Genomic DNA, 24,480 nt, shown 5'->3' with positions numbered 1-24,480 from the left:
TTGAATTAAATATAATTATTTTTTACTAATATCAGGGGTGATAAAGTGAGTTATGAGAATTTATTAATTGAAGCAGAAGAAAAAGGTATTAAAGTTAAAGAGAAAAACATGTATATAAATTTAAAGGGAGCTTATAAAAACAATAAGATTTTAATAAATCTTAAAGTAACTACTAATGTAGAAAAGAAATGTATTCTTAGCGAAGAAATTGGACATCATGAAACTTCTTGCGGAAACATTCTTGATGACAATAAAATTGTTAGTAAAAAACAAGAGATCAAAGCTCGTAGGTGGGGATATGAACACACTGTAAAAATAGAAGATTTAATCAATGCCTATGAATATGGTGCAGTTAATTCATTTGAAATTGCAGAATATCTAGAGGTTACTGAACAACACTTACTAAACACTATTAATAATTATAAGAAACGTTATGGTATTTTTGCCGAATTTGAAAACCATTTCATTTATTTTGAACCATATCTTAAAGTTGAAAAGAAAGATAACTTACTAGATTATTTAATTAGTCTGTAATTAACCAAAATATAATAATTTTATTATAAATAATATATCTAATTACTAATTATATATATTATATTTTGTAATAAACTACGGCTAATTGCACATACTAAATTCACATACTTGAGCATTATAAATAGCAACTTTCAGTAACATTTATTCTCAAGTATGTTTATATCCAAACTATAGAAGGAGTAAATATAATGGCAAAAACGATATACAAGAAGAAAATAAAATCTGGCAAGGAATATTATTTTTACAGGTTCAGGCATAAAAATTTAAGAACGCCAAAAGATCTTTATGCTCTTACAGTCAAAGAATTAGAAAGTAAGATAAAAACTTTAACTACTGAACTTGATAATAATATAGTTGCTAATAAAGAATTCTTTGATACTTTTTTTACTGAATGGCTTTTTAATGTGCAATTTCTGCATATAAAACCATCTACCCAAACTCTATATGAAAGTATATATCGAATACACATAAAAGATTGTGAGCTTTCAGATATTAAAATAAAAGACATCTGTGCTTCTGATATTCAAAGATACTATAATAATTTAATAAAGAAAGGGGTAACGCCTCATACTGTTAAAAGTATTAATACTTTAATAATTCCTTGTATAAAATATGCTTATAACACAAATATAATAATAAAAGATTTCACATCTGCTATAGTACTTCCCAAGGAAACTCAGCAAACAAAATTATCAAAAGATACTAAGATTCATCCATTCACATTAGAACAACAAAAAAAGTTTGTTAATATTATAAAAGATCATCCATATGAAGCTTTATTTTTGACTGCTCTATATAGTGGCTTAAGACAAGGTGAATTATTGGCGTTAACCTGGGATGATATTAATTTTAAAGAAAGATATATCAATGTAACTAAGACTCTTGCTGAAGTCTCTAATCCCACTCAAGAAGGACGTGGCAAAATAGATAGAATTCTTCAGACTCCAAAGACGCAAAAAGGCTATAGAAAGGTTGATATTCCTAATTTTTTAGTATCAGTGTTAAGACATCATAAATTAAATCAAGCAGAAAATAAATTTAAAAGTACTAAAAGATATGAAGATAATAATTTAGTATTTTGTAATAAATATGGTAAATATATAAGCAGTAGAAAACTACGTCAAAGTTTCAAAGATATATTAACAGGGAATAATCTTGATATAATAAAATTCCATGATCTGCGTCATACCTATGCAACCCGTTTATTTGAGCTGGGAGAAAAAGAAAAAACTGTTCAAAAACTAATGGGTCATAGTAATATTGTAGTTACAATGAATACCTATACCCATGTTCTTGATGACATAAAAGAAAAAGCCGCATCTAAATTAGATGGGCTTGCTGAGATGATGAAGACTGTTTAAGAAGCAGTCTTCCTTTTATAAAAAACCACACTATTAATAATTAACATTCCATTTTCTAAGAAAATACTGCTTAACGCTGTCTAGGATATTTCTAAGTTCTTTCTCGTCTTGTACAAGTTTAATATTTATATGTCCATTTTTGCTACACTGTGTTTTATAATCTTCTAGTACTTCTACATATAAATTACCTGTAATTCCTCCTCTAATCATTGGTTTAAATCGCTCAAAAATTTTTATGTGATTTTTCCCTTTTACAAATTTAAAATTGGTTCCCTCTGAATCATCATACTCCTCTAATCCATGCTCCAGCATTATAGCCTTAACTTGCTCATATGACATATCATTCTTTGATTTATACATATGTATCTCTCCTTTAAACTTATATACAAGATTTAAGTCCAATTTTTAAAGTCAAATCAGAAACTTTTTATATTTTTATTATAAGGTCAAATAGTAATTTGTAAATCTGACGTAGTAAATTATAAAAATGTTCATTGAAAATCGAATAATGTGTTATTTACAAAGTGTGCTATAATTGATTCATAATAGTAAACTACTTTTATGTAGAAAATATTTTGGGTATTTTGAAAAATTACAAATTATTAGGAGGTTATATATAAATGGGGGTAACATTAGAGTTTCTCATTGGAGATGATAAAAAAATTATTAAGGGCGTTAAAGATATAGATTTTGAACTTTTAGATGATGAGCATTGTATAGCAAAAAAGGCGGATTTTTCATTACATATCTCACCAAAAGACTTAAATACTCTTTCGATTACACTTTCAACATTTAATAAATTAAAGCCTATGGGAGTAAGAGAAAATTTATACATAATTATTGATGAAGCAGACCATGGGTTATTTTGGATTGATGAAAAATGGGTAAATTATGTATTTATGATTAATACAGATGAATTAGAAAAAATAACCGACGAATGGTTTAGACAAATGCAAAAACAATATCCAAATGAAATATTAGAAGTAACACAAAGTGCAATTGATGCTATTAAAGATTTACATGAATTATGTGAATTTGCAATAAAAAAAAGAAAAACTGTTTTTCATTACTGGTGTGGTTAGAAATTATAAATTGTTGCATGATTTTCTTATATTATGTATCATCAAAAATAAATAACAAATTGCTGAATCGCATTATTCAAGTTATTTGAATTTGCGATTTTTTTACCGTGCAATTGTAATATATTATAATGCAGCTTTATCATAACTAGTTTAATATAAAAAATATAACTTTGTTATTGATTTATATAAAAATCAACACTTCATATCTCTAAATCTAAAACCAAAGATTATTGCGATTCTATTTACCTTAATTCATGTATAAATACTCACCATAATTCTCTCTATAATAAACATAAATAATCTAATAAAATTATATTAAAAATTTAATATTTCCAGCTAATTTTGATACCAGCTCGTACATTTTTGCCCCTTTTTTTGCCCCTTATTGCCCCTCACAAACGAGTATTAGCTAGTACATGGTAACATTACCCACACCGAAAAATCGCTCTATAAGCTATTTCCGAGGGTAGCTTGTTTTTGAAAATAAAAAAGCCGTAGTACAACGTACTACGACCTTTGTGGCAGGGGCACTAGGATTTGAACCCAGAACCAATGGTTTTGGAGACCACTACTCTACCGTTGAGCCATACCCCTAAGAGACAAGATTTATTATATAACATATTTATAAATTAATCAATAAGTTTTTTTAACAACTTTTATAAACCCGATTTCAATTTCCTCTTACATATTATGACCATTGAGATTACAAATATGCATGTGATTTCTGGCATACATAAATGCGCACAAAGATTTAATTGATATAGATAAAAAAACTCTTATTAAGTTACAGTTCAAGGAATATATATTCTTAATTATACAGTCAGTGTTATATATGACCTTTGTAAATCTTTAAATTCAATGCATTTCAATTAAAATGCCCATTTAGATACTATCTCATCTTCCTCAGCTAAAGGCATTTCTCCATCACTAACCCAGCATATTACATCATCATGCTGCAGTTCTTGGTCCGTAATTTCACAGGTGATTCCCTTTTTCCTTTTTTTGTTTATCCTTTTGCTTTTTTTAATCGCTAAATTTATAGGAGGCTTATCCCTTGAACTATTACTTAGTGCTTCTTTATTCATATCAGTATTAATTTCCATCATATATTTATCCGTAAATTGTTTATTTTCCTTACCTGAGTTTTTGAAATTTAGTGTATCCTCATTATATTTACTTTCACCAGCTTCTACTAATTTTCCTTCCTCTGCTTTAATTTCATTGTTTGTATTATTATGTATGTTTAGCTCATCTACTTCAGTTTTATTTTCACTCTTTTCTTTACTTATATCTTCTAACTTTCCCTCCTCATTCTCAGATTTATTTTTTTCTGCTTTTTTGATATTCTGATGTTTTGCAAAATTTATCACTCTATAAACCTTAGCCTCTGTTAATTCAACCATTTCTAATTCTATAAATACTTCTAAAGCTGATCTTATTTGATCAGCCTCCCTGTTAAATTCTATTGCTAAAGTTTCTACTGTATATGGTATATTTCTTGACATATACAAGTCTCCTTCTAGATTAACCTTTCCAGTTAAAGCCACAAGTCTTGTCCAAACATAGTGAATTAAATCTCTATTAGGTTTTGTATCTATTATTTTAAATTTTGTATCCTCATACATATCAGTTCTAAATTTTATATATTTTCTTTCTCTCATAATTACCATTCTCCTTCATTTTCAATATAGATTTTCCTTAATTAAAACTTTTCTTTGAATACTAACAATTCATTATCTTTATTTATTCATATAGGATATATGGTTTACTTGGAGAAATTACATCAAAATAAAATTTTTTTATTTATATTTAAGTTGCAATAATGTAGGGATATTAATTACATAAATAAGAATACTAATTTTATGTAATTAATTTTAGACATAGCTAAAAAGACTACTAAAAAGAGCTATCTTATTGTGAAATAACTCTTTTTAGCAGTCTAAACAATCAAATATAGTATTGTCCTTTATGTGTATCAACAATCTAAATAACTAATATTAAGTAAAAATCAACTTATGACGATGTACTGCCAGAAGCTTTATCGGCTTTTTCTGGAGCTAATTTAGCCAATTCTTGTACATTATATAAAATCAAATCATCAAAAGAATATTCTCCATAATATTTCCATAATTTCACTGTATTGTATCCTGATAAATCTAACTTAGTTCCTGCTTCTCCATCAACTATTATAATTACTTTCTTCGGATCCAAATTATTGATTTTTATAAATTCGCCAATTTCATGATTATCAAGTTGAATAGTATTTAAATTTAGAGATTTAGTTAAATAATCAAAATCATTATTTAGTGTTATGAATTTATATTCACTAAGAGATTTTAGTTTGTCACTATATTTCTTTAAATTATCGTCAAATTCTTTTATTGCTTTGTTATAATTGTCTTCATAATAATCTCTATTTTGAGGATCTCTATCTTGAATAGCTGACTTTACATTATATAAAGCTACCTTATACTCTTCTACACCTTCAAAATAATACGGATTTTCTTTAGTATCGCTGCCTTGAGTATAACTTAAAAGCTTTATACCTCTGGCTAAATTTATTATTCCAAGATTACCTTTTTTTAATTCGTTAATAAGTGAATTACTCCATGGTTCAAATGAAGTACCAGAATATATAAATAAATCCATATTAGATATGTTATCTAATACGTCCTCACTATACTTAAATTCACTAATCTCCTTTTCATCAGTAAGCATATAATTCACACTATTCTTATCTTTTGTGATCTTCTTAACCATATCATATTGCGGTTTACTAACTGTCATTATATTTAAATATTTATCTCTATTTTCTGTTCTATTATTGTCAGTGTTTGCTAACAAAGGATTTGAAAAAAAACTCATACCAAAAGACAATGCAATAGTTATTATTATCATTGCAAAGGTAATCTTCTTCAAAATAAGTCACCTCCAAAATTGACTGACCTCTTATAATTTTCTTTCTAATATACTTATTAATTAATAAATATAGAACAATTTATAATTTATGTATCAAAAATAATTAATTCTTCATTCATTTCTTATATACAGTTTAGCATACATTTTACTTTATTATACCAACATATTCACAAGAAATATATACAAATTTATTACATTTTTTCTGAATATTTAATTTATGTAATATTAAAGTTACTTATAAACAATATTTTTAATTTGCTTTTATATAATTTTGATATAAAATAAAAGGATGAGAATTTATAAGCCTCGTTTTTATTATTTTCACTCAGAATGTATTATAAACTATTTGGATAGAATTTTAAACAAAAAAATCGCAGATGACTATAGAGCCGTAGGTTTCTTTATACATCTGACTTTTTTAGCGTGTGTGAGAAAAATTTAGCGTGTGAATATATTCTCACTTAAAGGAGGTATTTCATGGAATTTGAAATTTATAATGTAGCTGATACCACTAAGCTTGGAATAGAATTAGGTAAATTATTAAATGCCGGTGATATAATCTGTTTAACTGGAGATTTAGGGGTTGGCAAAACTCATATTACTAAGGGAATTGCACAAGGCCTTGGAGTAACCGATACTATTACAAGTCCAACTTTTACAATTGTTAATGAATATGATAGTGGTAGATTGAAACTCAACCATTTTGATGTATATAGAGTAAATGACCCTGATGAAATTTATGCAATCGGCTTTGATGACTATATTTTTTCAGATGCAGTATCTATTATTGAATGGGCAAATTATATTGAAGAAATTCTACCAGATGATTTACTTCATATAAATATAAAAAAGGATCTTACTAAAGGTGAAGATTACAGAAAAATAATTTTAACTCCTTATGGAGGAAGATATGATTATATAAAGGAGTTGAAGATATGATTATACTCTCTATAGATTCATCTTCAAAAGTAGCAACTGCTGCTTTAATGAAGGATAATAAATTACTTGGAGAAATTACTTTAAATGATAAGAAAGAGCACTCTGTCATTCTCATGTCCATAATCGAAAATTTATTAAAAGCTAACAATTTAAACATAGATGATGTCGATGGATATGTTGTTTCTAAAGGGCCTGGTTCTTTTACTGGCCTTAGAATAGGTATGGCTACAATAAAAGGGCTTAGCTTTGGAAGTAATAAACCTTATGTCAGTGTATCAAGCCTAGATGCTTTAGCACTAAGCGCAGCTAATTTTGATGGAATTATATGTCCTATAATGGATGCCTTAAGAAATAGTGTATATACTGCATTGTATAAGGGGCATGCTGCTAATTCTATAACTGATATAAAATCAAACAATACAGATTTTGATCTTCCAGTTACACTAGAAAAAGTTTTAGATTATTCTGCTCTAGATCTTAATGAGCTCGTAGAAATTATTAAAGCAAAAGAAGAAAAAGTTATATTTATTGGTGATGGTGTAGATAAATATAAAGATTATTTAATTGAAAATTGTCCAAATTGTTATTTTCCACCTAATCATCTTAATTTAGTTCGTGCTTCTTCTTTAGGCGAAATAGGTAGTGTATTATTGAAAAATGGTGATTTTGATAATCCAAACTCTACTCCATTTTACCTGAAGAAATCACAAGCTGAAAGAGAATATGAGCAAAGGATGAAATAGATATGTGTGTGACTATTGATTTGATGAAAGAAGAAGACATTGATGAAGTTCTAGAAATAAGTTCATTAAGTTTCTCTGTTTCCTGGAGCATGGAATCCTATATACAAGAATTATCTAATCCTGTAGCTAAATACTTTATAGCAAGACTTGATGGGAAAGTTATTGGTTTTGCAGGAACATGGATCATTTTAGATGAAGCACATATAACAAATATAGCTGTACACCCAAACTTCAGAAAGCAAGGAATTGCATCTAAGCTCCTTAATGAATTGATTAATTATTGTAAAAATGAGCGGGCCTGCAGAGCCTTTACCCTTGAAGTTAGAAGCAGTAATACAGCCGCAAAAGCATTATATGAAAAATATAATTTTAAGCAGGATGGAATTAGAAGAGGATATTACGAAGATAATAAAGAAGATGCCATTATAATGTGGCTAAGATGATAGTAGAGTTCCCTAGGAACTCTACTATCATTTTTATATCAATTCTATTTCACTATTATCTAATATTTCTGTGATCTGTTCATTAGGCTTTTCATTTGTTATTATTGCATCTATATCATCAATCATAGCGAATTTATAATTACCATCTACATTAAATTTTTTATTTTCCATTACCAAAAATGTTTTTTTACTGGATTGTATTATAGCTGCTTTGGTTATCCCATCCTCAATTTCAAAAGTAGTTATACTTTTATCAAAAGCATCAATTCCACAGCTACCTATGAGGGCTTTATCAAATTTATATTTTTTAATGAAATCATTAGCCGCTGCTCCAATAAAACCATTTAATGCTTTATTCAAAACACCTGCTGCAACTACAACTGTAATATTATTCTCTGACATCGCTAAAATATTTGCAATCTCAAGCATATTAGTAACAACTATCACTCTTTTTTTGCTTTTTAAGAGAGCTTTTGCTATTAAAATATTAATTGTAGAAATATCTAAAAATATAGTTTCCCTATCTTGAATTAATTCTAAGGCTTTCTCTGCAATTATGCTCTTAGTTGAAATATCTACCTTTTCCCTTTCTGAAATATCATATATTTGAGAAGACTGCCTAACTTGAATTGCCCCTCCATATGTTCTTTTTAGTTTTCCTGTATGTTCTAACTGTTTTAGATCTTTTCTAATACAATCTTCTGTCACATTAAATCTTTGACTTAAATCTTTAACCTTAACTTTCCCCTGCATATTTAATATATTTAATATCTCATCTAATCTTTCTTCCGTAAACATATAACTCATTCTCCTAATTATTTATTATTAAGGCACATGAAAATAATATTCTCGAATATTTTTCTATAACTATAATAATACACAATATATAAGGGACTTTCAAAATTTTTAGAATTATTTTGATCGTCCCTTTTTATTAAAACTTTATATTTGGATTTCAACTATTTTATTAGGCATTATAGAAAAATACCAAGTCAATATACCCTATTGTTTTTCAAAATCTGACTTTGGAACTCCACATAATGGACATACCCAATCATCAGGAATATCTTCAAACTTTGTTCCTGGTGCAACTCCATTATCTGGATCACCTAATGCCTCATCATAAATATAACCACATACTGTACAAATATACTTTTCCATAATAAAAACCTCCTCTAAATTTAATTATTATTCAAATACTAATATTTATTAATTTATATTAAATATATTTAAAGCATTTCTGCAATTGCTTTACCAAATTCCCTGCACCTATTTAATGCATCTTCATCAGAATCCCATAATTCTCTTATTTCTGAATCACCGTATCATTTATTCTAAAACTCATTGAAACACCCCTTTTCTTATCTCTATATTAATATAATACCAGATAAGGAACTATTAATCAATAGTTGTTATTAATTAACTAATTTTATTAACTAATAAAATTATAATTATTCTATTTAATTTCTCCTCATCTATTTCTAATAATTACTTTTCCCAAAAAGCATAAAATCAATTCGTAAGCCTTTATTAGTAAAAAAAGCTGTTACAAAATGTTTTTAACCATTTTGTAACAGCTTTTTCTATATTTCTATATAGTTTTTGTTGTTTCTTCTATACTTCCAAAATTAGCTTCTGCTTTAAAGATTGAAACCGAAATCCTTTTATATAATACATAAGTTAATATTGATGTTATAAGTGCCTTTATAGCATTAATTGGTAATAATCCTGCAGTAATATACCACATAAGATAAGCATTATCCACATGCATTCCATAAGCAGGTAATAATAGATATACATTTCCTATAATTCCTACTATCTGCATAACAACTGCTCCTAATATCATTCCAAGAATAGCATTTTTTTTGCTTTTCTTTTTATGGTACACAAGTCCAGCTGGTAGGATTAATGCAACTCCAAATAAAAAGTTCGCAACCTCTCCAACGAAGCCTGTACTTGTTCCTTTTATAGCTAATATTACAACATTTTTTAATAACTCTATTATTATTCCTGCCATTGGTCCAAAACCAAATACCCCCAGCATTGCTGGAACATCGCTTAAGTCAAATTGTAACCATGGAAATGGCGGTATTATTGGAAATTCTATATACCTAAGTATAAGTGCTATTGCTGCTAATAAAGAAATTTTCACCATTTTACTTGTTTTTTCGTTCATCTTTCTACCTCCCAAAAGATTATCTTCCTGGTGTAGCTTATTAGTTATTCTATTTTCAATTAACTGCATTTGAACGTTTGTTTTTAAACATTAAAAGAACCCTGATGTTAAACATCAGGGCTTAAACTCAAAGAGCTAAATTACAAAAATCAAAATCTCTAATAGGTTACCTTCTTTCATCCAGACTATACTGTCGGCTTCGGAATTACACCGAATCTGCTTATTTTAAGCTCGCGGGCTGTACCGCCGGTAGGGATTCACACCCTGCCCTGAAGATATTATATTTTTTATTTTCTTAATTATATAACTTTATTATATACTTTTCAATATGTTTTTATTGTTAGTAAAAATATTAATTTCTAATTATAAAAACAAATACTAATTACATAATCTGTCTTATTGTCCTATAAGCTTGTCATTTTTTAATATATGTTCAGTCAACCAATCGTTTAGAAAATTCAACACTTCCATTAAGCTCTCATCTTGATTTTCATCAACATTTTTTAAATCAATTGCTTCAAGTTTTTTAATAAATGCATCATGTTCTACCTTTTGAGTGAACATTCTCTTATAGTTTATACTTTCCATATATTCTTCTTCTGATTTAAAATGAAAAACAGTGTAATCCTTTAGTTCCTGTAGTATTTCTACTATTTTGTCATACTTATCAATTGTAAACTCATCTTTTAGTAACATATAAGCTTTATCTGCTAATTCAAACAGCTTCTTATGTTGCTTATCAATTAGTTCTACCCCAATTTTGTACTCTTCTTTCATTTCATACATAAATAAAACATTCCTCCTATCATAGTTTAAACTTCATCCATCCTATTATTTACTAATATATCACCTTTTTCTGACAAAGTCACTATGAAATACATGATTCTTTAATAAAAATTCCAAATTCGATAATTTTTACGGCTAAAAAATTGGAAATTTTTATCTATGATTTATTACTAAACAAATGTTACATTTTTAGCTTTCTATATCTATTATAAGCTGCCATTATTTCTTGCTTTCTAGGTATAGCTAAGCTTCCATTTCCGCCTTTCACCCTTTCAATAAACAATAACCCATTTTTATCTATTTCATTAATTATTTTATCCACAAACTTTTCTAAACTTAGATTTTTATCCACAATATTATCCTCTGCCCATTTCATAATAGAACCTATTGCATTTAGCTGCTCATTATCTACTATTTGCTCTACAGCTCTCAAATTTATCTCTTCCTTATTTATGCTTATTACATCTAACCCTATTGTTTTTATTTTTATGCCCTTTTCACCAGCTTGAATAGTTCCTTTTTTAACTACTCTATTAAATGAAATATTTATTTTTAAATTTCTATCATTAATTCTTTTTATTATCTGTCCACTGCTTAGTTCTTTAGCCTCTTTTGTAACATCCTTAGTTTCATAATTATCCATTTGAATCACGCAATCTGCTACATCAAAAAAATCTCCACAGCTTCCAACTACCATTATTGTTGAGATTCCTTTTTGTTCATATAAAGGCTTAACTACTTCAATAAATGGTGTTATTGGTTCCTTTTCTTTTGAAACTAGCTTTTGCATTAACTCATCTCTCATCATAAAGTTAGTAGCTGAAGTATCTTCATCTATTAATAATACCCTGCTGCCACTTTCTATTCCTTCTATTATATTAGCTGCCTGCGAGGTGCTTCCACTTGCATTCTCTGTACAGAATTCTGTAGTATTTTTTTCATTTGGCAGATTATTTATAAATAACGATATATCTGTTTTTGTTACACATCTATTATCTTCTGCTCTCACTTTCAGTGCAGATCTATCTGTTATTACAAATTCTCTTCCATCACCCTCAATATGATTATAAACGCCAAGTTCTAAAGCTCTTAATAATGTGGATTTACCATGATATCCTCCTCCAACTATAAGCGTTATTCCCTTTTTTATTCCCATTCCTTTAATTGTACCTTTACTTTGCGTATTAAACTCCACTTCTAATTCCTTAGGTGAAATAAATACTTTCCCATTTTTTAATGGTCTCGAAGATATTCCACTTTCTCTAGGTAAAATTGATCCATTGGCAATGAATGCAATTAGGTCTCTTTTATATAGCTCTTCTCTTATGCATTCCTGATCTTCCATTAGCTTTACTCTATTTATCATCTTTTCACTATTGATGTTTTTATATATCAAAGTTTTCTCAACAATATTTGGTATAACATTATATAAAATTTTTTCAAGTTCCTTTGCTAAAACGCTCCTGCCTCTTGCAGGAAACCCAACATAGAACCTTGCTTCTAGCTTATCATTATCTATAATTATTGAAGTTCTTTCTAAGATTTGCTGATGGCATTTACTTATAACTATTAAGCCACTCTTTCCTGAGCCAAAAATTCTTTCACTACACTTATTTATATTGTAGTAAAATTCTCTTGTTAAATAGTCTGCTGCTGCAATATTTTTATTCTTACTATTAAAAAGCTCCTTTGGAAATCCCGCCATTTTTTGATTTACTATCACTCTAATTCTAGACGGTGCAGCAAAAGGGTCACCTTGAACATGATCTATGCTCAATATATAATTTTCAAAATCATATTGCCCTTCTATGTTCTTATATAGCTTATAACTTTTCCCATCAATTCTATCTAATTCTATTTTTAATTCTTCTAAGTTTTTCATACAATTCACCTGTTTTTATTCTAATATTTAAGATTTTTTCTTAGTATATTTTGACTTATTTAATGATATCATATTATTTTATAGATAAACAAATCAGGAACTTAATTTATTACTTGTAATTTACAACTTGTCACTGCTTTAATTATTGTCTTAATCTATAAAAAATATGAGTTTTAAGTTATAAGTCTAGTCTCTATTCTGGGTATCTATAGCGTTCCATTCACATATTAGTGAAATATTATTTTCTTCAAGATTTGCTATTATATTACCATTCATTTTTTCCATTAAACTTTTGACAATTGATAATCCAAGTCCTGTTCCTTGTCCTTTTCTCACCTGATCTGCCATGTAAAATCTATCAAATATATGTAATATATCTTCCTGGTTCATATTTGTACATATATTTGAGATTTTTAAAACAGCCTCATTTTTAACTTCTTCTAAATTTATTTCAATATCTCCTTCAGCATACTTTAATGTGTTTGAAAGTAAATTATCTATTATTCGCTCTAAACTATCTTTATCTCCCACTATAAAGATTGGTTTATCTAAAATATTTATCTTGGGATTAACTCCTTTACTTTCAAACACTTCATAAAAAGATAGAAGTTCTTCATGTACTATATTGGTTAAATTTATCTTTGTCATGTTTAATTCATAATCATCACTTTCTATGGATGCTAATTCAAAAAAGTCATTTATAAGTACATTTAGCTTATCAGTTTTATTCCTAAGTACATTTAACGCAGTTTCCCTATCTATCTCGTCATTTTCAAGTAACTTTAAATATCCTATTATTGATGTCAATGGAGTTCTTAAATCATGTGACATGTTAGCTATTCCTTGCTTTAAAGTATTTTTAACCGCTATTTTTTCCTGTTCATTTCTCTTATAAAGTTCTAAATATTCATTAATCTCAAAAGCTAAGCCTTCTATGTTTTTATCTGCTATTTTAATATTAACCTTCCTATTTGTTTTTCTCTCTCTAAATTCCTTAACTTGAATTGTAATATCTTGTATCTGCTTCTTATAAAAAAACAACTTAAAATTCATAATTATTACTAGTATAATTAGCATTAATAAAATAGCAATTAATAAATACATTTCATATCTCCTGATTCATCTAAGGCACTATCAAATAAATAACAAGTCAGCTTGCACGGCTATTTATTTTCATGTGCCTAATATAATTTTTTAGTTATTTAATATCCTCATATTTTACAAATAAAATGCTTCCTCCAATTGTTATTATAAAAGTTATGATTGATGATATTATACATTTAATAATTTCAAATAGAGATGCAAATCTCACCATTGCATGCATTCCTGCTATATAAGGTAAATAGTACAATATATGCGAAACATATGGATATTTACCATTTGGAAAAGCATACTGAAATGAGATAATTAATACAAAAGGTGCAACAATTGTACAAAAATTACTCTTCGTTATTATAGCTGTCATAAATATTATTGATACTGTTGCTAAATTATACATTATTCCAAGAATAATTATCCTAACTAATGCTAAAATAGTATCCAGATTCAATGAATCACAAAAACCGTGCATCAATGAAACATAACTGACTAAAACTGATATATATATTATTTCTAAAAGTAAAGAAAATAGCATTGTCACAAGAATTTTACTTAACAATACTTGAGTTCTTTTATATCCATAAACAAAACTCTTAGTTATATTACTACTTTTAAAATCTTTCACTATAAATCCTAAGGCAAGGAGTGCAAAGAGAAAATTTCCTAAAATAATTGCACAAAACCCATCCCCATCTGTTAAAACATATGCTCCATTTAATGTAATGCTTTCATAACTCTGATTCATTTCTCTTTCATGATCCCAAAAAATCATGAGTAAAAATCCAAACGCAAATGCTAAAGTTATCATTCCAATGAAATATTTACTTTTCCTTAATTTATAAAATTCTCCTCTAATTAAATTAATCATTACATTTACCTCCAACTAATTTAAAGAAATAATCTTCTAATGATTCACCCATCTGCATTATTTCTTTAACCCCTATCTCATGTTTAGCTAAAGCCAGCGTAATCTTTTCTCCATCAAATTCATCATATATTCTTATAATATTATCTGAGAAAACTTCGTAATCTTTTATTCCAAGCTCATTTTCTAAAATAAGTGAAACCTCTGAGGAATCCTTTACTTTTAAATGAAGGTAATTCCTAGATTTATCTGCTAACTCACTCGCAGTTATTTCTTCAATTAATTTTCCATCATTAATAAAGGCGTATATGTTACAAATTTGAGTAAGTTCAGTCAATATATGACTTGATATTAGAATTGTTGTTCCTCTTTCTTTATTTAATTTAAGTAGAAGTTCTCTTATTTCCTTTATTCCAACTGGATCTACTCCATTGATAGGCTCGTCTAAAATCAAAACTTCCGGGTCACTTAATAATGCCATTGCAATACCTAACCTTTGTTTCATTCCCAATGAGAAGTTTTTGGTTTTCTTTTTTTCAATATCATTAAGCCCTACTGACTTTAAAGCTTCATCAATGCATTTTGTTCCTGGAATTCCTCTTTGAATTCTAATAAGCTCAAGGTTTTCCTTTGCTGTCATATTAAGATAAATTGCTGCCGAGTCTATTAATGTACCCATCCTGCTTCTTTGCTTTACAATCTCCTTTTCATCACTATGTCCAAACAACTGAACCTGTCCTTCATTTGGTGCAGCAAGCCCAGTAATTACTCTTATCATAGTCGTCTTTCCAGCTCCATTTTTACCTATAAAACCATATATATCACCTTTTTTTATCTTTATCGATATATTATCTAATACTTTCTTCCTCTTGTATACCTTGGTGATATTATCTGCTTTAACTATATATTCATTCATTGTTTATTACTCCTTTCTTCGTTACGCTCTTATAATAAACAATGGCACTTAAGAAAACTTTGCTAAAATATTTCAAAAACCTTAAATCTGTTATTAAAATCTATTTCTCTAAATTCACGTATTTTTATACACATTGTTTAAAATATTAAATGCGCCTTACTTATTACTTTTTCAACCTATACCCCATTGCCCAAATTGTTTCTATGTAATCTTGTCCATTATTACCCGCCCTTGATAATTTATTTCTTAATCTGCTCATATGTACATTCACAGTATTATCATCCCCTAAGTATTCCTCTCCCCAAATACTTTCAAAAATATTAGCTTTACTATACACCTTACTAGGATTCCTCAATAACAACTCCAATATTGAAAACTCTCTTGAGGTCAGCGTGATAATGACGTTTCCCACTTTTACTTCCTTACTTTCCATATCTAACCTAATGTCTTTATAACTTATAATATTATCTTTCTTTTCTTCAGCTGAAGAAAATTCTAAATATCTTCTTAAATTAGAATTAACTCTTGCAATTACTTCATCTGGATCAAAAGGCTTACAAATAAAATCATCAGCACCTTTCTCCAATAACTCTAACCTAGTTTTTTTAGCAGTCTTTGCACTTACAACAATTATTGGAGCCTTTGTTATTTCCCTTATTTTTAGAATGACTTCCTCTCCACTGATTCCGGGAATCATCAAATCTAATAAAATCATCTCCCACCTCTCATTTTCAATGCACATTAAAGCTTCTGTTCCAGAGAAAGCAGCTCTGGCTCTATATCCCTTTCTCTCAAGAATACTGCAAATCAAATTATTAATGTCATTTTCATCTTCCACTACTAAAATCTTAACTCTCTTATCCATAACTTCCTCCATTAAAATCTTCATAGTTACTTTTAATATTTATCTCAAGCTTAATATTAAATAAATTTACGATTATCCTTTAATTATATTTCATGTAAAAATTATACTATATTATCTAAAGGTAATTCTTAAATAATTATTAATTCAAAACAATGTTTATAAAAAATGGACTATAAAATAAAAATATCCACATGAATTATAATTTCTTATAGTATTCATGTGGATATTTTATTTAAATTTATATGGATGCCCCGACTTACAATTCGAAATATATACTCAACATTTACTTAAGCTTATATGCATACAAAGAAAAGAAATACATGTTTGTGGAGTAGGCATTTGAAATTAAGCTGTGGAAGTTCTTAATTGGAGCTTGTTCTATTTATGCTTGTCCTGAACTTGCTTCAGGAACATGCATAAATGGATACAAGCTTCAGTTTAGAACTTCCCAGTGAAAATTTCATAGTCCTACGTAATAAACATGTATTTCTTTTCGATTCATATACGCTTAAGTATAAGGTTTATATGAATTATAAACTTTTTACTTTGCTCATAACTTCTGCACAGTATTCTGTTACTCCTGCAGCACCACCATTTTTGTATGCTTTGTTTAAATCACTACCAATTCCGCTACAATCTGCTCCTGTAGTAATCCATTCAGTTATATTATCTTTATTTACTCCACCAGTAGGCATTATGTTAAGGTCTGGGAATATTGATTTTGCTCCACCTATGAAACCTTTTCCTACAACATTTCCTGGGAATACTTTTATAAATCTTAAACCTAATTTATAAACCTTATTTAATTCTGACATTGTCATTAATCCTGGAATTACTAATGCTTTTTTAGCAATTATATGAGTGATAACTTCTTCATCAACACATGGAGAAACAATAAAGTCCGCACCATTTTCAATACATGCATCTGCTGCTTCTGTGCTTAATACAGTTCCAGCTCCAACACAAGCATCCTTATATTCTTCTTTTAATTCTTTTATTAACTTAGGTGCATCTGGCACACTCATAGTTACTTCTATAATCTTCATTCCGCCTTTAATAGCAGCGATACTTATTTCTTTCGCCTCATCATATGTCTTAGTTCTAACAACTGCTACTGCTTTTTCTTCTTTTAATGTGTTATAAATTTTTTCAAACATTCTTACACCTCATTTAAATTTTAGTTTTAATATATATTTTCAATTCTAATTAACAATGAATAATAAAATTTCTTTAAGACTTGAGATACTTATTAATTGTTAAATATCAACTGAATTTAGCGTTCTATTTTTTTTGCTTGTCCTAAATGAACTAATACATCTTCATAGTTAGGTAATCCTTCATTATCGCCTTCTACACCTACAACTAAAGAGCCAACTGCATTTGCAAACTTAACACATTCTTCTAAAGTTTTACCTTCACAAAATGCTGTTAAAAATCCTGCTGCAAAGCCATCTCCCGCACCTACAGTGTCAACTAAAGCTTTAGGCTTAATAGCTTCTACTTCATATACATTCTTGCCATCTGAACCTAGTGCTCCTTTAGCTCCTTTTTTAACAATAACTTTGTCTATTCCATAACCATGGAATGTTTTTATTGCATCTTCTATAGTTGTTTCTCCTAGTAGAATTTCTATTTCTTCATCCCCAACAAGAAGAATATCAACATCAGGCAGTAATTTTTCTATATATGCCTTTGCTTCTTCCTTTGTCCACATTTTCAATCTTATATTAGGATCAAAAGATACAGTTAAATTGTGTTTTTTCGCTAATTTTACTGCTTCTAATATAATTTCCTGATTATTTTTAGTTATAGATGGAAATACACCAGTAATATGAAGTACTTTTGACTGCTTAAAATATTCTTCATTTAACTCTTCACTTTTCATCGTGCTTGTTGGTGAATTTTCTCTATAATAAAATGATCTGCTAGATCCATCAGATAAAACTTCTCTAAAATAAACTGAAGTTGGATGTCCATCTACAAGTTCAACCTCTGAAGTGTCAATGCCCTCTCCTCTTACAGTTTTTAATATGTACTTCCCAAAATCATCATTACCAAGTCTGCTTATCCAGCCTGATTTTAATCCTAATCTCGCACATCCTATTGCTACATTTAATTCCGCTCCACCAGTTTTCCTTTTAAACGTATCACAGAATATTATTGGGCCTTTCTCCTGAGGGCACATTGCAATCATTGCATCCCCTATAGTAATTACATCTAGCATCGATAATACCTCCTAATAAAATTTACTCTTCTTCTGTATAAAATACAAGTCTAATTTTAACATGTATCTGCACTTTTTCCTAATATGAAAGAACTAGATTGATATAATTTACTAAGTCTAGTCCTTTCATATTTTTATATATTAATTTTTTATTATAATACTATTACAATATACCTTTAATATACTCTTCTATTTCCTTGCATTTACAATTATTAAAGAAATACTCTTTGAATTTTTCTCCGCTTACAGCACCTTTTAGTAAATCCTGATCTATTTCCTTTAAAATTGTTACCATATCTCTATGTGTTATTTTCTTAACCTCATCTAATATCTTTTTATTTCTTTGCTCTGGAACAACTCTTTCCTTTGGATATCCTTGACCACTTTCTCCTTGAAATAACTTTTCAAAGATATACTCTAAGTTTAGTTCTGCTCCCCATCCAAATCCTTTTGCAAACGGTAATGCTATTGCATTTCCATCATTGATTTGTGCAAACATATAAGCATCTGAAGGATCTACTATGTGACCACATAATACTCCTGGGAATGAATTACATGCAAGCATTGCACCTTCTCCTGTCCCACATCCAGTAACTACATAATCAGCTGCTCCTGAATTTAAAAGAATAGCTGCTAAAATCCCATTTTGAACGTATGTTAATTGTGCGCTATCTTCTGCACTGTACATTCCATAATTGAATACTTCATGTCCTTTTGGTTCTACTACCTTTTTAAGTGTCTCATATATAAGCTCATTTTTCGCTGCTTGACTGTTTTCATTAATTAAAGCAATCTTCATTTTTATTACCTCTCAATTATTGTGGTTGTTTTCCAATGTAAGCTAGGATTCCACCGTCTACATATAATACATGACCATTTACAAAGTCTGATGCATTAGATGCTAAAAATATAGCTGGTCCTGTTAAATCTTCTGCTGTTCCCCAACGTGCTGCTGGAGTTTTTGCAATTATAAATTGATCAAATGGATGTCTTGAACCATCTGGTTGAAGTTCTCTTAATGGAGCAGTTTGTGGTGTCTCTATATAACCAGGTCCAATTCCGTTACATTGGATGTTATATTCACCATATTCAGATGCAATGTTTCTTGTTAACATCTTAAGTCCACCTTTAGCTGCTGCATAAGCTGAAACTGTTTCTCTTCCAAGTTCACTCATCATAGAGCAGATATTTATTATTTTTCCATGTCCTTTTTTAATCATTCCAGGAATTACTGCCTTAGAAACTATAAATGGAGCATTTAAATCTACATCTATAACTTTTCTAAAATCTTCTGCCTTCATTTCAAGCATTGGAATACGTTTGATTATACCTGCATTATTTACAAGAATATCAATAACTCCAACTTCCTTTTCTATCTTTGCAACTAATGCTTGTACTGCTTCCTCATCTGTAACATCACATACGTAACCATATGCCTTTAAACCAGCTTCTTCATATGCCTTTAATCCTTTATCAACTAATTCTTGATTAATATCATTAAATACTATTGTAGCTCCTGCTTCTCCATAAGATTTTGCTATAGCAAATCCAATCCCATATGATGCACCTGTTACTAATGCTATTTTACCTTCTAATGAAAAATTTTTGATTATATCCATAATATGTTCCTCCTCAAATTATTATTTTAAACTTTAACCATATCAAGCATAAGAGATAGGATTTATTTTTTGACTTGATAAGGTCAAATTAAATCTTAACCATACCATATTTAATATACGAAACATGTAACTATTATTTTATCAAAGTGAAGTTATATATTAATATAATTCAAATCCATACGTTCCGTATCGTGGAATAACGTTTCACTTTCCTAATATTATTTTAATATTCCTATTTCCACTTGTCAATGATGCATAGCTAAAAATGCCTAAAATTTTTTATTTGTTAAAATATATATTAGCGATTACAATATACTATAAAGACAAAATTATGTAGGAGGATTTAATATGTCTCAAGATTTAAACAATTCTAATTTGGTTCAATCAGTAGAGCGTGCTATAGACATACTTGATTGTTTATCAGAATATCCAAAAGGTATTGGAATTGGGGAATTATCAAAAAACTTAGGTTTAAGCAAAAGCACTATACATAGAATAATCTCAACTTTGAAATATAAAGAATATGTTACTCAAAATAAAGAAAACGACAAATATCAGCTTGGAGTGAAATTACTTAATCTCTCCTCTTCAATAATTAACAGCATGGATTTAATAAATATTGCTAAACCATATTTAAATGAATTTGCAAATAAAGTTGATGAAGTTATACATCTTTGTATTCCAGATGAATCATACTCTAATATAATTTACGTAGATAAGGTATCCTCTGAAAATACAAGTAGAAATATAGTAATGTCTTCAAGCATAGGGAAAAAAGCTCCAACTTATTGTACAGCTTCCGGTAAATTATTATTATCTCAATTTTCTGATGATAAAATAAGAGAACTATTAAAAGATACAGAGCTTGTTAAATATGCTGAAAATACAATAACTGACTTAGATATGTTTTTTAATGAAATTCATGAAATACGAAAAAATCAATATTCTCTTGATAATATTGAATATGATACTGGAGTTATCTGTATAGCTGTACCTATCTTTGATAGAACTAATAAAATAATTGCAGCTACAAGCCTTTCTTCAGTAACTCTCTTTAATACCTTGGATGATTTATTGAAATATAAAGATGAATTTATGCAAATTGCTAAAAATATTAGTAAATTGATGGGGTACATACCATCTTAAAAGTTCATTAACTTTTTTAGGGTAACCTAAAATAACCATAAGTCCATTAGTCGGACTTATGGTTATTTTAAATTTTTCTTTGTTACCTTACTAACCATCCACCATCAACTGCTAGAATATGTCCATTAACATAATCTGAAGCCCTGCTCGCTAAAAATACCACTGCCCCCATTAAGTCAAATGGCTCAGCCCATTTTTCTGCTGGAATTCTATCAAGTATTTCCTTATTTCTCTTTTCATCTTCTCGTATTGGTGCTGTGTTTGCTGTCTTTATATATCCTGGTGCTATAGCATTTATTTGAATATTTTTGCAAGCCAACTCATTAGCAAATGCCTTTGTTATACCAGCTACTCCATGTTTACTTGCTGTATATGGTGGTACAAATTTACCGCCTTGGAAGGTTAACATTGACGCAATATTAATTATTTTTCCTGAACCTTGTTTGGCCATTATCTTTGCTGCCTCCTGGCTTAAGAAATATACCGCATTTAGATTAATATCCATTACTGCATTCCAGTCCTCTTCATTATATTCAAGGAGTGGAGCTCTCTTTATAGTTCCTGCATTATTTACTAGTATATCTATTTTTCCAAACTCTTTCATACTAACTTCTATTATATTTTGCCTATCTTCTTTTTTAGTCAAGTCAGCTTGTACGAATACAACTTTTCTACCCATGTTCTCTATTAATTCTTTTGTTTCACTCCAATTTGTTCCATGAGTTGTAATTACTAAATCTGCACCTGCCTTAGCTAGAGCTGCTGCATACGCCTGTCCAAGTCCTGTATTTCCACCTGTAACTATTGCTACTTTCCCATCTAATCTAAAAAAATCCATTGAAAATTCATTTAAAAAGTTTGCCATTTTTGCTTCGCCTCCATATTAATTTAATATTTCTTCTTAACTATTAGATATAGTCATCGTTCCGCATTATGAAACGCTGTTTCATTTTTATAAATTAATTTTAATGGCATACTTAATAATTGTCAATGACACTATTCTGGAAAACTTCAAATCTAAATGGTATCAGATATCAAAACATATTTCTTTAATGCCTCCGCAACACCATCTTCGTCATTTGTTGAAGTCACACAGTCTGCATGTATTTTCACGTCTTCTGGAGCATTTCCCATCGCTATTCCAAGTCCTGAATACTTTAACATATCTATATCATTATAATTATCTCCCATAGTTATTATCTCTTCTTTAGCTACACTAAACACTTTTTGCAAATAATTTATAGCAGTTGTTTTCGATACCGTGCCTTGCATAATTTCTAAATATGTTGGCTTTGATAGGTATAAATTTAAGTCATCTGCTTTAATATTTTCTTTTAGTTTAATTATTTCATCTGGATTAGCCATACATAAAATTTTATTTGGTCCTGTCTTTTCTTTTTTCCATAGCTCTATTAACTCTTTAAAATCAGATATTTTAGGTATAATATTTGTTATATCACTTTCTTGTTTTGCCCAATTATCCATTTCTTCTATATACCATTCATCATCTTTATATAGACTCATGTGTATATTATAATTTTTAGCTACTCTATATACTTTTTCAAGATCCCATACATTTATGAATTTCTTATCTAACACTGTCTTGTCCTTATCTAAAATTAAAGCTCCACTATAACAAATAATTGGTTGTTTTATTTCAAGCTCCTTTTGCAAAAATGTTATACCTTTTGGCATTCTAGCTGAAACTAATATTACAGGTATATTCATTTTGTTTACCACCGCACCAATTGCATCTTTGACACTTTCACTAATTTGATGGTTAGAGTTTAACAAAGTTCCATCAATATCTAGGCACACCATTTTAAAGTTATTCATAAATTCAACTCCTCCATATAATCTTATTTAAATTTTCTATTTTTAATTGGTAACTATAAGATTAATATCATTTAACTCTATAATATCTATAAATACAGAAGGTGGTATTTTATTAGTAATAATTACATCAATTTGATTCCAATTTACTCCCTTGTAGTAACTTAAAGTTTTAAATTTTTCATATTCAGCAAGAACAATAACTAAATTGGATTTTTTAATAGCTGCTTGTTTAATTGAGGCATCTTCTTGGTCTACATAATATATTCCATCTTCTGTTATTGAAGCTGCACCTAAAATCGCAATATCAAATCTTATATCCTCAAAATAATTTGTGCAGTCTAATTTATAAAAGAATCTATTTTTTTTATTTAGGCTTCCACCAATAGATTGCACATCCACATCCTTTTTCTCAGAAAGTATTTCAATGTTATCTAATGAATGTGTTAATACCCAAATAGGTTTATCTATTTTTTGAGCTAAAAAGCTTACAGTTGTAGAAACATCAAAAAAATAATGCTTGTCTTCCTTAATAAACTCCATTGCTTTTTGGGCAATATTTTTCTTTTCTTCCGAATAAGTTTCTATTCTCTCCCTATATGCTTTAATAGTATCTTGTAAAACCGGCAAGCTGATTCCTCCATGAGTTCTAACCGCTGTTCCTTCACTTATGAGTTTCACTATATCACGTCGCGCAGTATCCCTCGATACATTAAACATTTTACAAATATCATGAATAGACATATAGTTATGTTCATTTAAATACTCTAATATTTTCAAAAGTCTTTCTTCTTGATACATTTTTGATCACCTACTCCCTTAACCATATGAATTTCTTCCTCTAAAATCATTATAAGCATTTTTAAGTATTTATTCAATATAATTAAGTATGTTTAAGCATTTTGCTTTTTTATGCTATTTAATTTTATTAAACTAGAATCGAGTAAAGGCTATCTACAGGTTTAACCTTAATATAATTTTTAAAAGGATAAAAAACAAGAACCTTGCACAATTCGGTTTTCATGCAAAGTTCTTATAATCCACTTATT

26 protein-coding genes, 1 tRNA gene and 1 riboswitch are annotated in these 24,480 nt (G+C 28.7%); of the genes, 7 read left to right on the top strand and 20 right to left on the bottom strand.

What is annotated here, in order from left to right:
• The first annotated feature begins 45 nt into the window (after nucleotides 1–45).
• Entirely contained in the window at nucleotides 46–534 is a 489-nt protein-coding gene (locus CDLVIII_RS04455) for a membrane protein (protein ID WP_009168234.1), read from the top strand.
• A 188-nt stretch (nucleotides 535–722) separates the two neighbouring features.
• Nucleotides 723–1,895 carry a site-specific integrase gene (locus tag CDLVIII_RS04450; RefSeq protein WP_009168233.1) on the top strand — a complete coding sequence of 391 codons (1,173 nt, stop codon included), beginning with the start codon at nucleotides 723–725 and terminating at the stop codon, nucleotides 1,893–1,895.
• A gap of 33 nt (nucleotides 1,896–1,928) precedes the next feature.
• Here the strand turns inward: CDLVIII_RS04450 and CDLVIII_RS04445 are convergent, their stop codons facing one another.
• Nucleotides 1,929–2,255: a hypothetical protein gene (locus CDLVIII_RS04445; RefSeq protein WP_009168232.1), complete on the bottom strand. Its 327-nt coding sequence runs from the start codon at nucleotides 2,253–2,255 to the stop codon at nucleotides 1,929–1,931.
• Between the two features lie 260 nt (nucleotides 2,256–2,515).
• On the opposite strand from CDLVIII_RS04445, the gene CDLVIII_RS04440 reads away from it, so the two are divergent.
• Entirely contained in the window at nucleotides 2,516–2,977 is a 462-nt protein-coding gene (locus CDLVIII_RS04440; protein WP_009168231.1) for a hypothetical protein, read from the top strand.
• A 519-nt stretch (nucleotides 2,978–3,496) separates the two neighbouring features.
• On the opposite strand, the gene CDLVIII_RS04435 is transcribed toward CDLVIII_RS04440, so the two are convergent.
• From CDLVIII_RS04435 to CDLVIII_RS04425, 3 genes are all read right to left on the bottom strand, one after another.
• Nucleotides 3,497–3,571 (bottom strand) — tRNA-Trp (locus CDLVIII_RS04435).
• Between the two features lie 275 nt (nucleotides 3,572–3,846).
• A complete protein-coding gene (locus CDLVIII_RS04430) occupies nucleotides 3,847–4,638 on the bottom strand; it encodes a phage replisome organizer N-terminal domain-containing protein (protein WP_009168230.1) in 792 nt (263 codons plus the stop codon).
• 352 nt (nucleotides 4,639–4,990) lie between these two features.
• A complete protein-coding gene (locus CDLVIII_RS04425; protein ID WP_009168229.1) occupies nucleotides 4,991–5,896 on the bottom strand; it encodes a zinc ABC transporter substrate-binding protein in 906 nt (301 codons plus the stop codon).
• A 477-nt stretch (nucleotides 5,897–6,373) separates the two neighbouring features.
• On the opposite strand from CDLVIII_RS04425, the gene tsaE reads away from it, so the two are divergent.
• Genes tsaE through rimI form a run of 3 tightly spaced genes read left to right on the top strand, consistent with a single transcriptional unit; the run spans nucleotide 6,374 to nucleotide 8,021 of the window.
• Nucleotides 6,374–6,835, top strand: a complete 462-nt coding sequence (gene tsaE / locus CDLVIII_RS04420) for a tRNA (adenosine(37)-N6)-threonylcarbamoyltransferase complex ATPase subunit type 1 TsaE (protein ID WP_009168228.1) — start codon at nucleotides 6,374–6,376, stop codon at nucleotides 6,833–6,835.
• Nucleotides 6,832–7,578, top strand: coding sequence for a tRNA (adenosine(37)-N6)-threonylcarbamoyltransferase complex dimerization subunit type 1 TsaB (tsaB, locus tag CDLVIII_RS04415; RefSeq protein WP_009168227.1), 747 nt, complete (start codon nucleotides 6,832–6,834; stop codon nucleotides 7,576–7,578). Before tsaE ends, tsaB begins: the two co-directional genes overlap by 4 nt.
• A gap of 2 nt (nucleotides 7,579–7,580) precedes the next feature.
• Nucleotides 7,581–8,021, top strand: coding sequence for a ribosomal protein S18-alanine N-acetyltransferase (rimI, locus tag CDLVIII_RS04410; RefSeq protein WP_009168226.1), 441 nt, complete (start codon nucleotides 7,581–7,583; stop codon nucleotides 8,019–8,021).
• A gap of 33 nt (nucleotides 8,022–8,054) precedes the next feature.
• Here the strand turns inward: rimI and CDLVIII_RS04405 are convergent, their stop codons facing one another.
• The 13 genes from CDLVIII_RS04405 to CDLVIII_RS04345 all read right to left on the bottom strand — a co-directional run bounded on the left by CDLVIII_RS04405 (nucleotide 8,055) and on the right by CDLVIII_RS04345 (nucleotide 20,452).
• Entirely contained in the window at nucleotides 8,055–8,819 is a 765-nt protein-coding gene (locus CDLVIII_RS04405) for a DeoR/GlpR family DNA-binding transcription regulator (RefSeq protein WP_009168225.1), read from the bottom strand.
• A 204-nt stretch (nucleotides 8,820–9,023) separates the two neighbouring features.
• Nucleotides 9,024–9,182 (bottom strand): rubredoxin, encoded by a 159-nt coding sequence (rd, locus tag CDLVIII_RS04400; protein ID WP_009168224.1) that lies wholly within the window; start codon nucleotides 9,180–9,182, stop codon nucleotides 9,024–9,026.
• Between the two features lie 430 nt (nucleotides 9,183–9,612).
• A complete protein-coding gene (locus tag CDLVIII_RS04395; protein WP_009168223.1) occupies nucleotides 9,613–10,197 on the bottom strand; it encodes an ECF transporter S component in 585 nt (194 codons plus the stop codon).
• 164 nt (nucleotides 10,198–10,361) lie between these two features.
• A riboswitch (FMN riboswitch) is annotated at nucleotides 10,362–10,478 on the bottom strand.
• A gap of 115 nt (nucleotides 10,479–10,593) precedes the next feature.
• Nucleotides 10,594–10,983, bottom strand: coding sequence for a hemerythrin family protein (locus CDLVIII_RS04390; protein ID WP_009168222.1), 390 nt, complete (start codon nucleotides 10,981–10,983; stop codon nucleotides 10,594–10,596).
• Between the two features lie 181 nt (nucleotides 10,984–11,164).
• Nucleotides 11,165–12,865, bottom strand: a complete 1,701-nt coding sequence (locus tag CDLVIII_RS04385; protein ID WP_009168221.1) for an ABC-ATPase domain-containing protein — start codon at nucleotides 12,863–12,865, stop codon at nucleotides 11,165–11,167.
• 186 nt (nucleotides 12,866–13,051) lie between these two features.
• Entirely contained in the window at nucleotides 13,052–13,969 is a 918-nt protein-coding gene (locus CDLVIII_RS04380; protein WP_009168220.1) for a HAMP domain-containing sensor histidine kinase, read from the bottom strand.
• A gap of 94 nt (nucleotides 13,970–14,063) precedes the next feature.
• The gene (locus tag CDLVIII_RS04375; protein ID WP_009168219.1) at nucleotides 14,064–14,831 is read right to left on the bottom strand and encodes an ABC transporter permease; all 768 of its coding nucleotides are present in this window, start codon (nucleotides 14,829–14,831) and stop codon (nucleotides 14,064–14,066) included.
• Nucleotides 14,824–15,744 (bottom strand): ATP-binding cassette domain-containing protein, encoded by a 921-nt coding sequence (locus tag CDLVIII_RS04370; RefSeq protein WP_009168218.1) that lies wholly within the window; start codon nucleotides 15,742–15,744, stop codon nucleotides 14,824–14,826. The genes CDLVIII_RS04375 and CDLVIII_RS04370 overlap by 8 nt, the downstream gene beginning before the upstream one ends.
• A 163-nt stretch (nucleotides 15,745–15,907) precedes the next feature.
• Nucleotides 15,908–16,609, bottom strand: coding sequence for a response regulator transcription factor (locus CDLVIII_RS04365; protein WP_009168217.1), 702 nt, complete (start codon nucleotides 16,607–16,609; stop codon nucleotides 15,908–15,910).
• Nucleotides 16,610–17,139: 530 nt separating this feature from the next.
• The gene (gene eda / locus CDLVIII_RS04360) at nucleotides 17,140–17,766 is read right to left on the bottom strand and encodes a bifunctional 4-hydroxy-2-oxoglutarate aldolase/2-dehydro-3-deoxy-phosphogluconate aldolase (protein ID WP_009168216.1); all 627 of its coding nucleotides are present in this window, start codon (nucleotides 17,764–17,766) and stop codon (nucleotides 17,140–17,142) included.
• A gap of 116 nt (nucleotides 17,767–17,882) precedes the next feature.
• A complete protein-coding gene (locus CDLVIII_RS04355; protein WP_009168215.1) occupies nucleotides 17,883–18,833 on the bottom strand; it encodes a sugar kinase in 951 nt (316 codons plus the stop codon).
• Between the two features lie 163 nt (nucleotides 18,834–18,996).
• Nucleotides 18,997–19,632, bottom strand: coding sequence for an RpiB/LacA/LacB family sugar-phosphate isomerase (locus tag CDLVIII_RS04350; RefSeq protein ID WP_009168214.1), 636 nt, complete (start codon nucleotides 19,630–19,632; stop codon nucleotides 18,997–18,999).
• A gap of 16 nt (nucleotides 19,633–19,648) precedes the next feature.
• On the bottom strand, nucleotides 19,649–20,452 hold the full coding sequence (locus CDLVIII_RS04345; protein WP_009168213.1) for a gluconate 5-dehydrogenase: 804 nt from the start codon (nucleotides 20,450–20,452) through the stop codon (nucleotides 19,649–19,651).
• A gap of 348 nt (nucleotides 20,453–20,800) precedes the next feature.
• Here CDLVIII_RS04345 and CDLVIII_RS04340 point away from each other — a divergent pair, with 348 nt between their 5' ends.
• Entirely contained in the window at nucleotides 20,801–21,598 is a 798-nt protein-coding gene (locus CDLVIII_RS04340) for an IclR family transcriptional regulator (RefSeq protein WP_009168212.1), read from the top strand.
• A gap of 82 nt (nucleotides 21,599–21,680) precedes the next feature.
• Here CDLVIII_RS04340 and kduD read toward each other — a convergent pair whose 3' ends face one another.
• From kduD to CDLVIII_RS04325, 3 genes are all read right to left on the bottom strand, one after another.
• A complete protein-coding gene (kduD, locus tag CDLVIII_RS04335) occupies nucleotides 21,681–22,463 on the bottom strand; it encodes a 2-dehydro-3-deoxy-D-gluconate 5-dehydrogenase KduD (RefSeq protein ID WP_009168211.1) in 783 nt (260 codons plus the stop codon).
• A 152-nt stretch (nucleotides 22,464–22,615) separates the two neighbouring features.
• Nucleotides 22,616–23,434: a Cof-type HAD-IIB family hydrolase gene (locus tag CDLVIII_RS04330; protein WP_009168210.1), complete on the bottom strand. Its 819-nt coding sequence runs from the start codon at nucleotides 23,432–23,434 to the stop codon at nucleotides 22,616–22,618.
• 42 nt (nucleotides 23,435–23,476) lie between these two features.
• A complete protein-coding gene (locus CDLVIII_RS04325; RefSeq protein ID WP_009168209.1) occupies nucleotides 23,477–24,232 on the bottom strand; it encodes a DeoR/GlpR family DNA-binding transcription regulator in 756 nt (251 codons plus the stop codon).
• Nucleotides 24,233–24,480 lie beyond the last annotated feature (248 nt).

The sequence above is a fragment of the Clostridium sp. DL-VIII genome (assembly GCF_000230835.1).
Taxonomy (GTDB): Bacteria; Bacillota; Clostridia; order Clostridiales; family Clostridiaceae; genus Clostridium.
The sequence above is the reverse complement of the archived record's forward strand: the minus strand, read 5'-3'. Positions and strand labels throughout refer to the sequence as shown.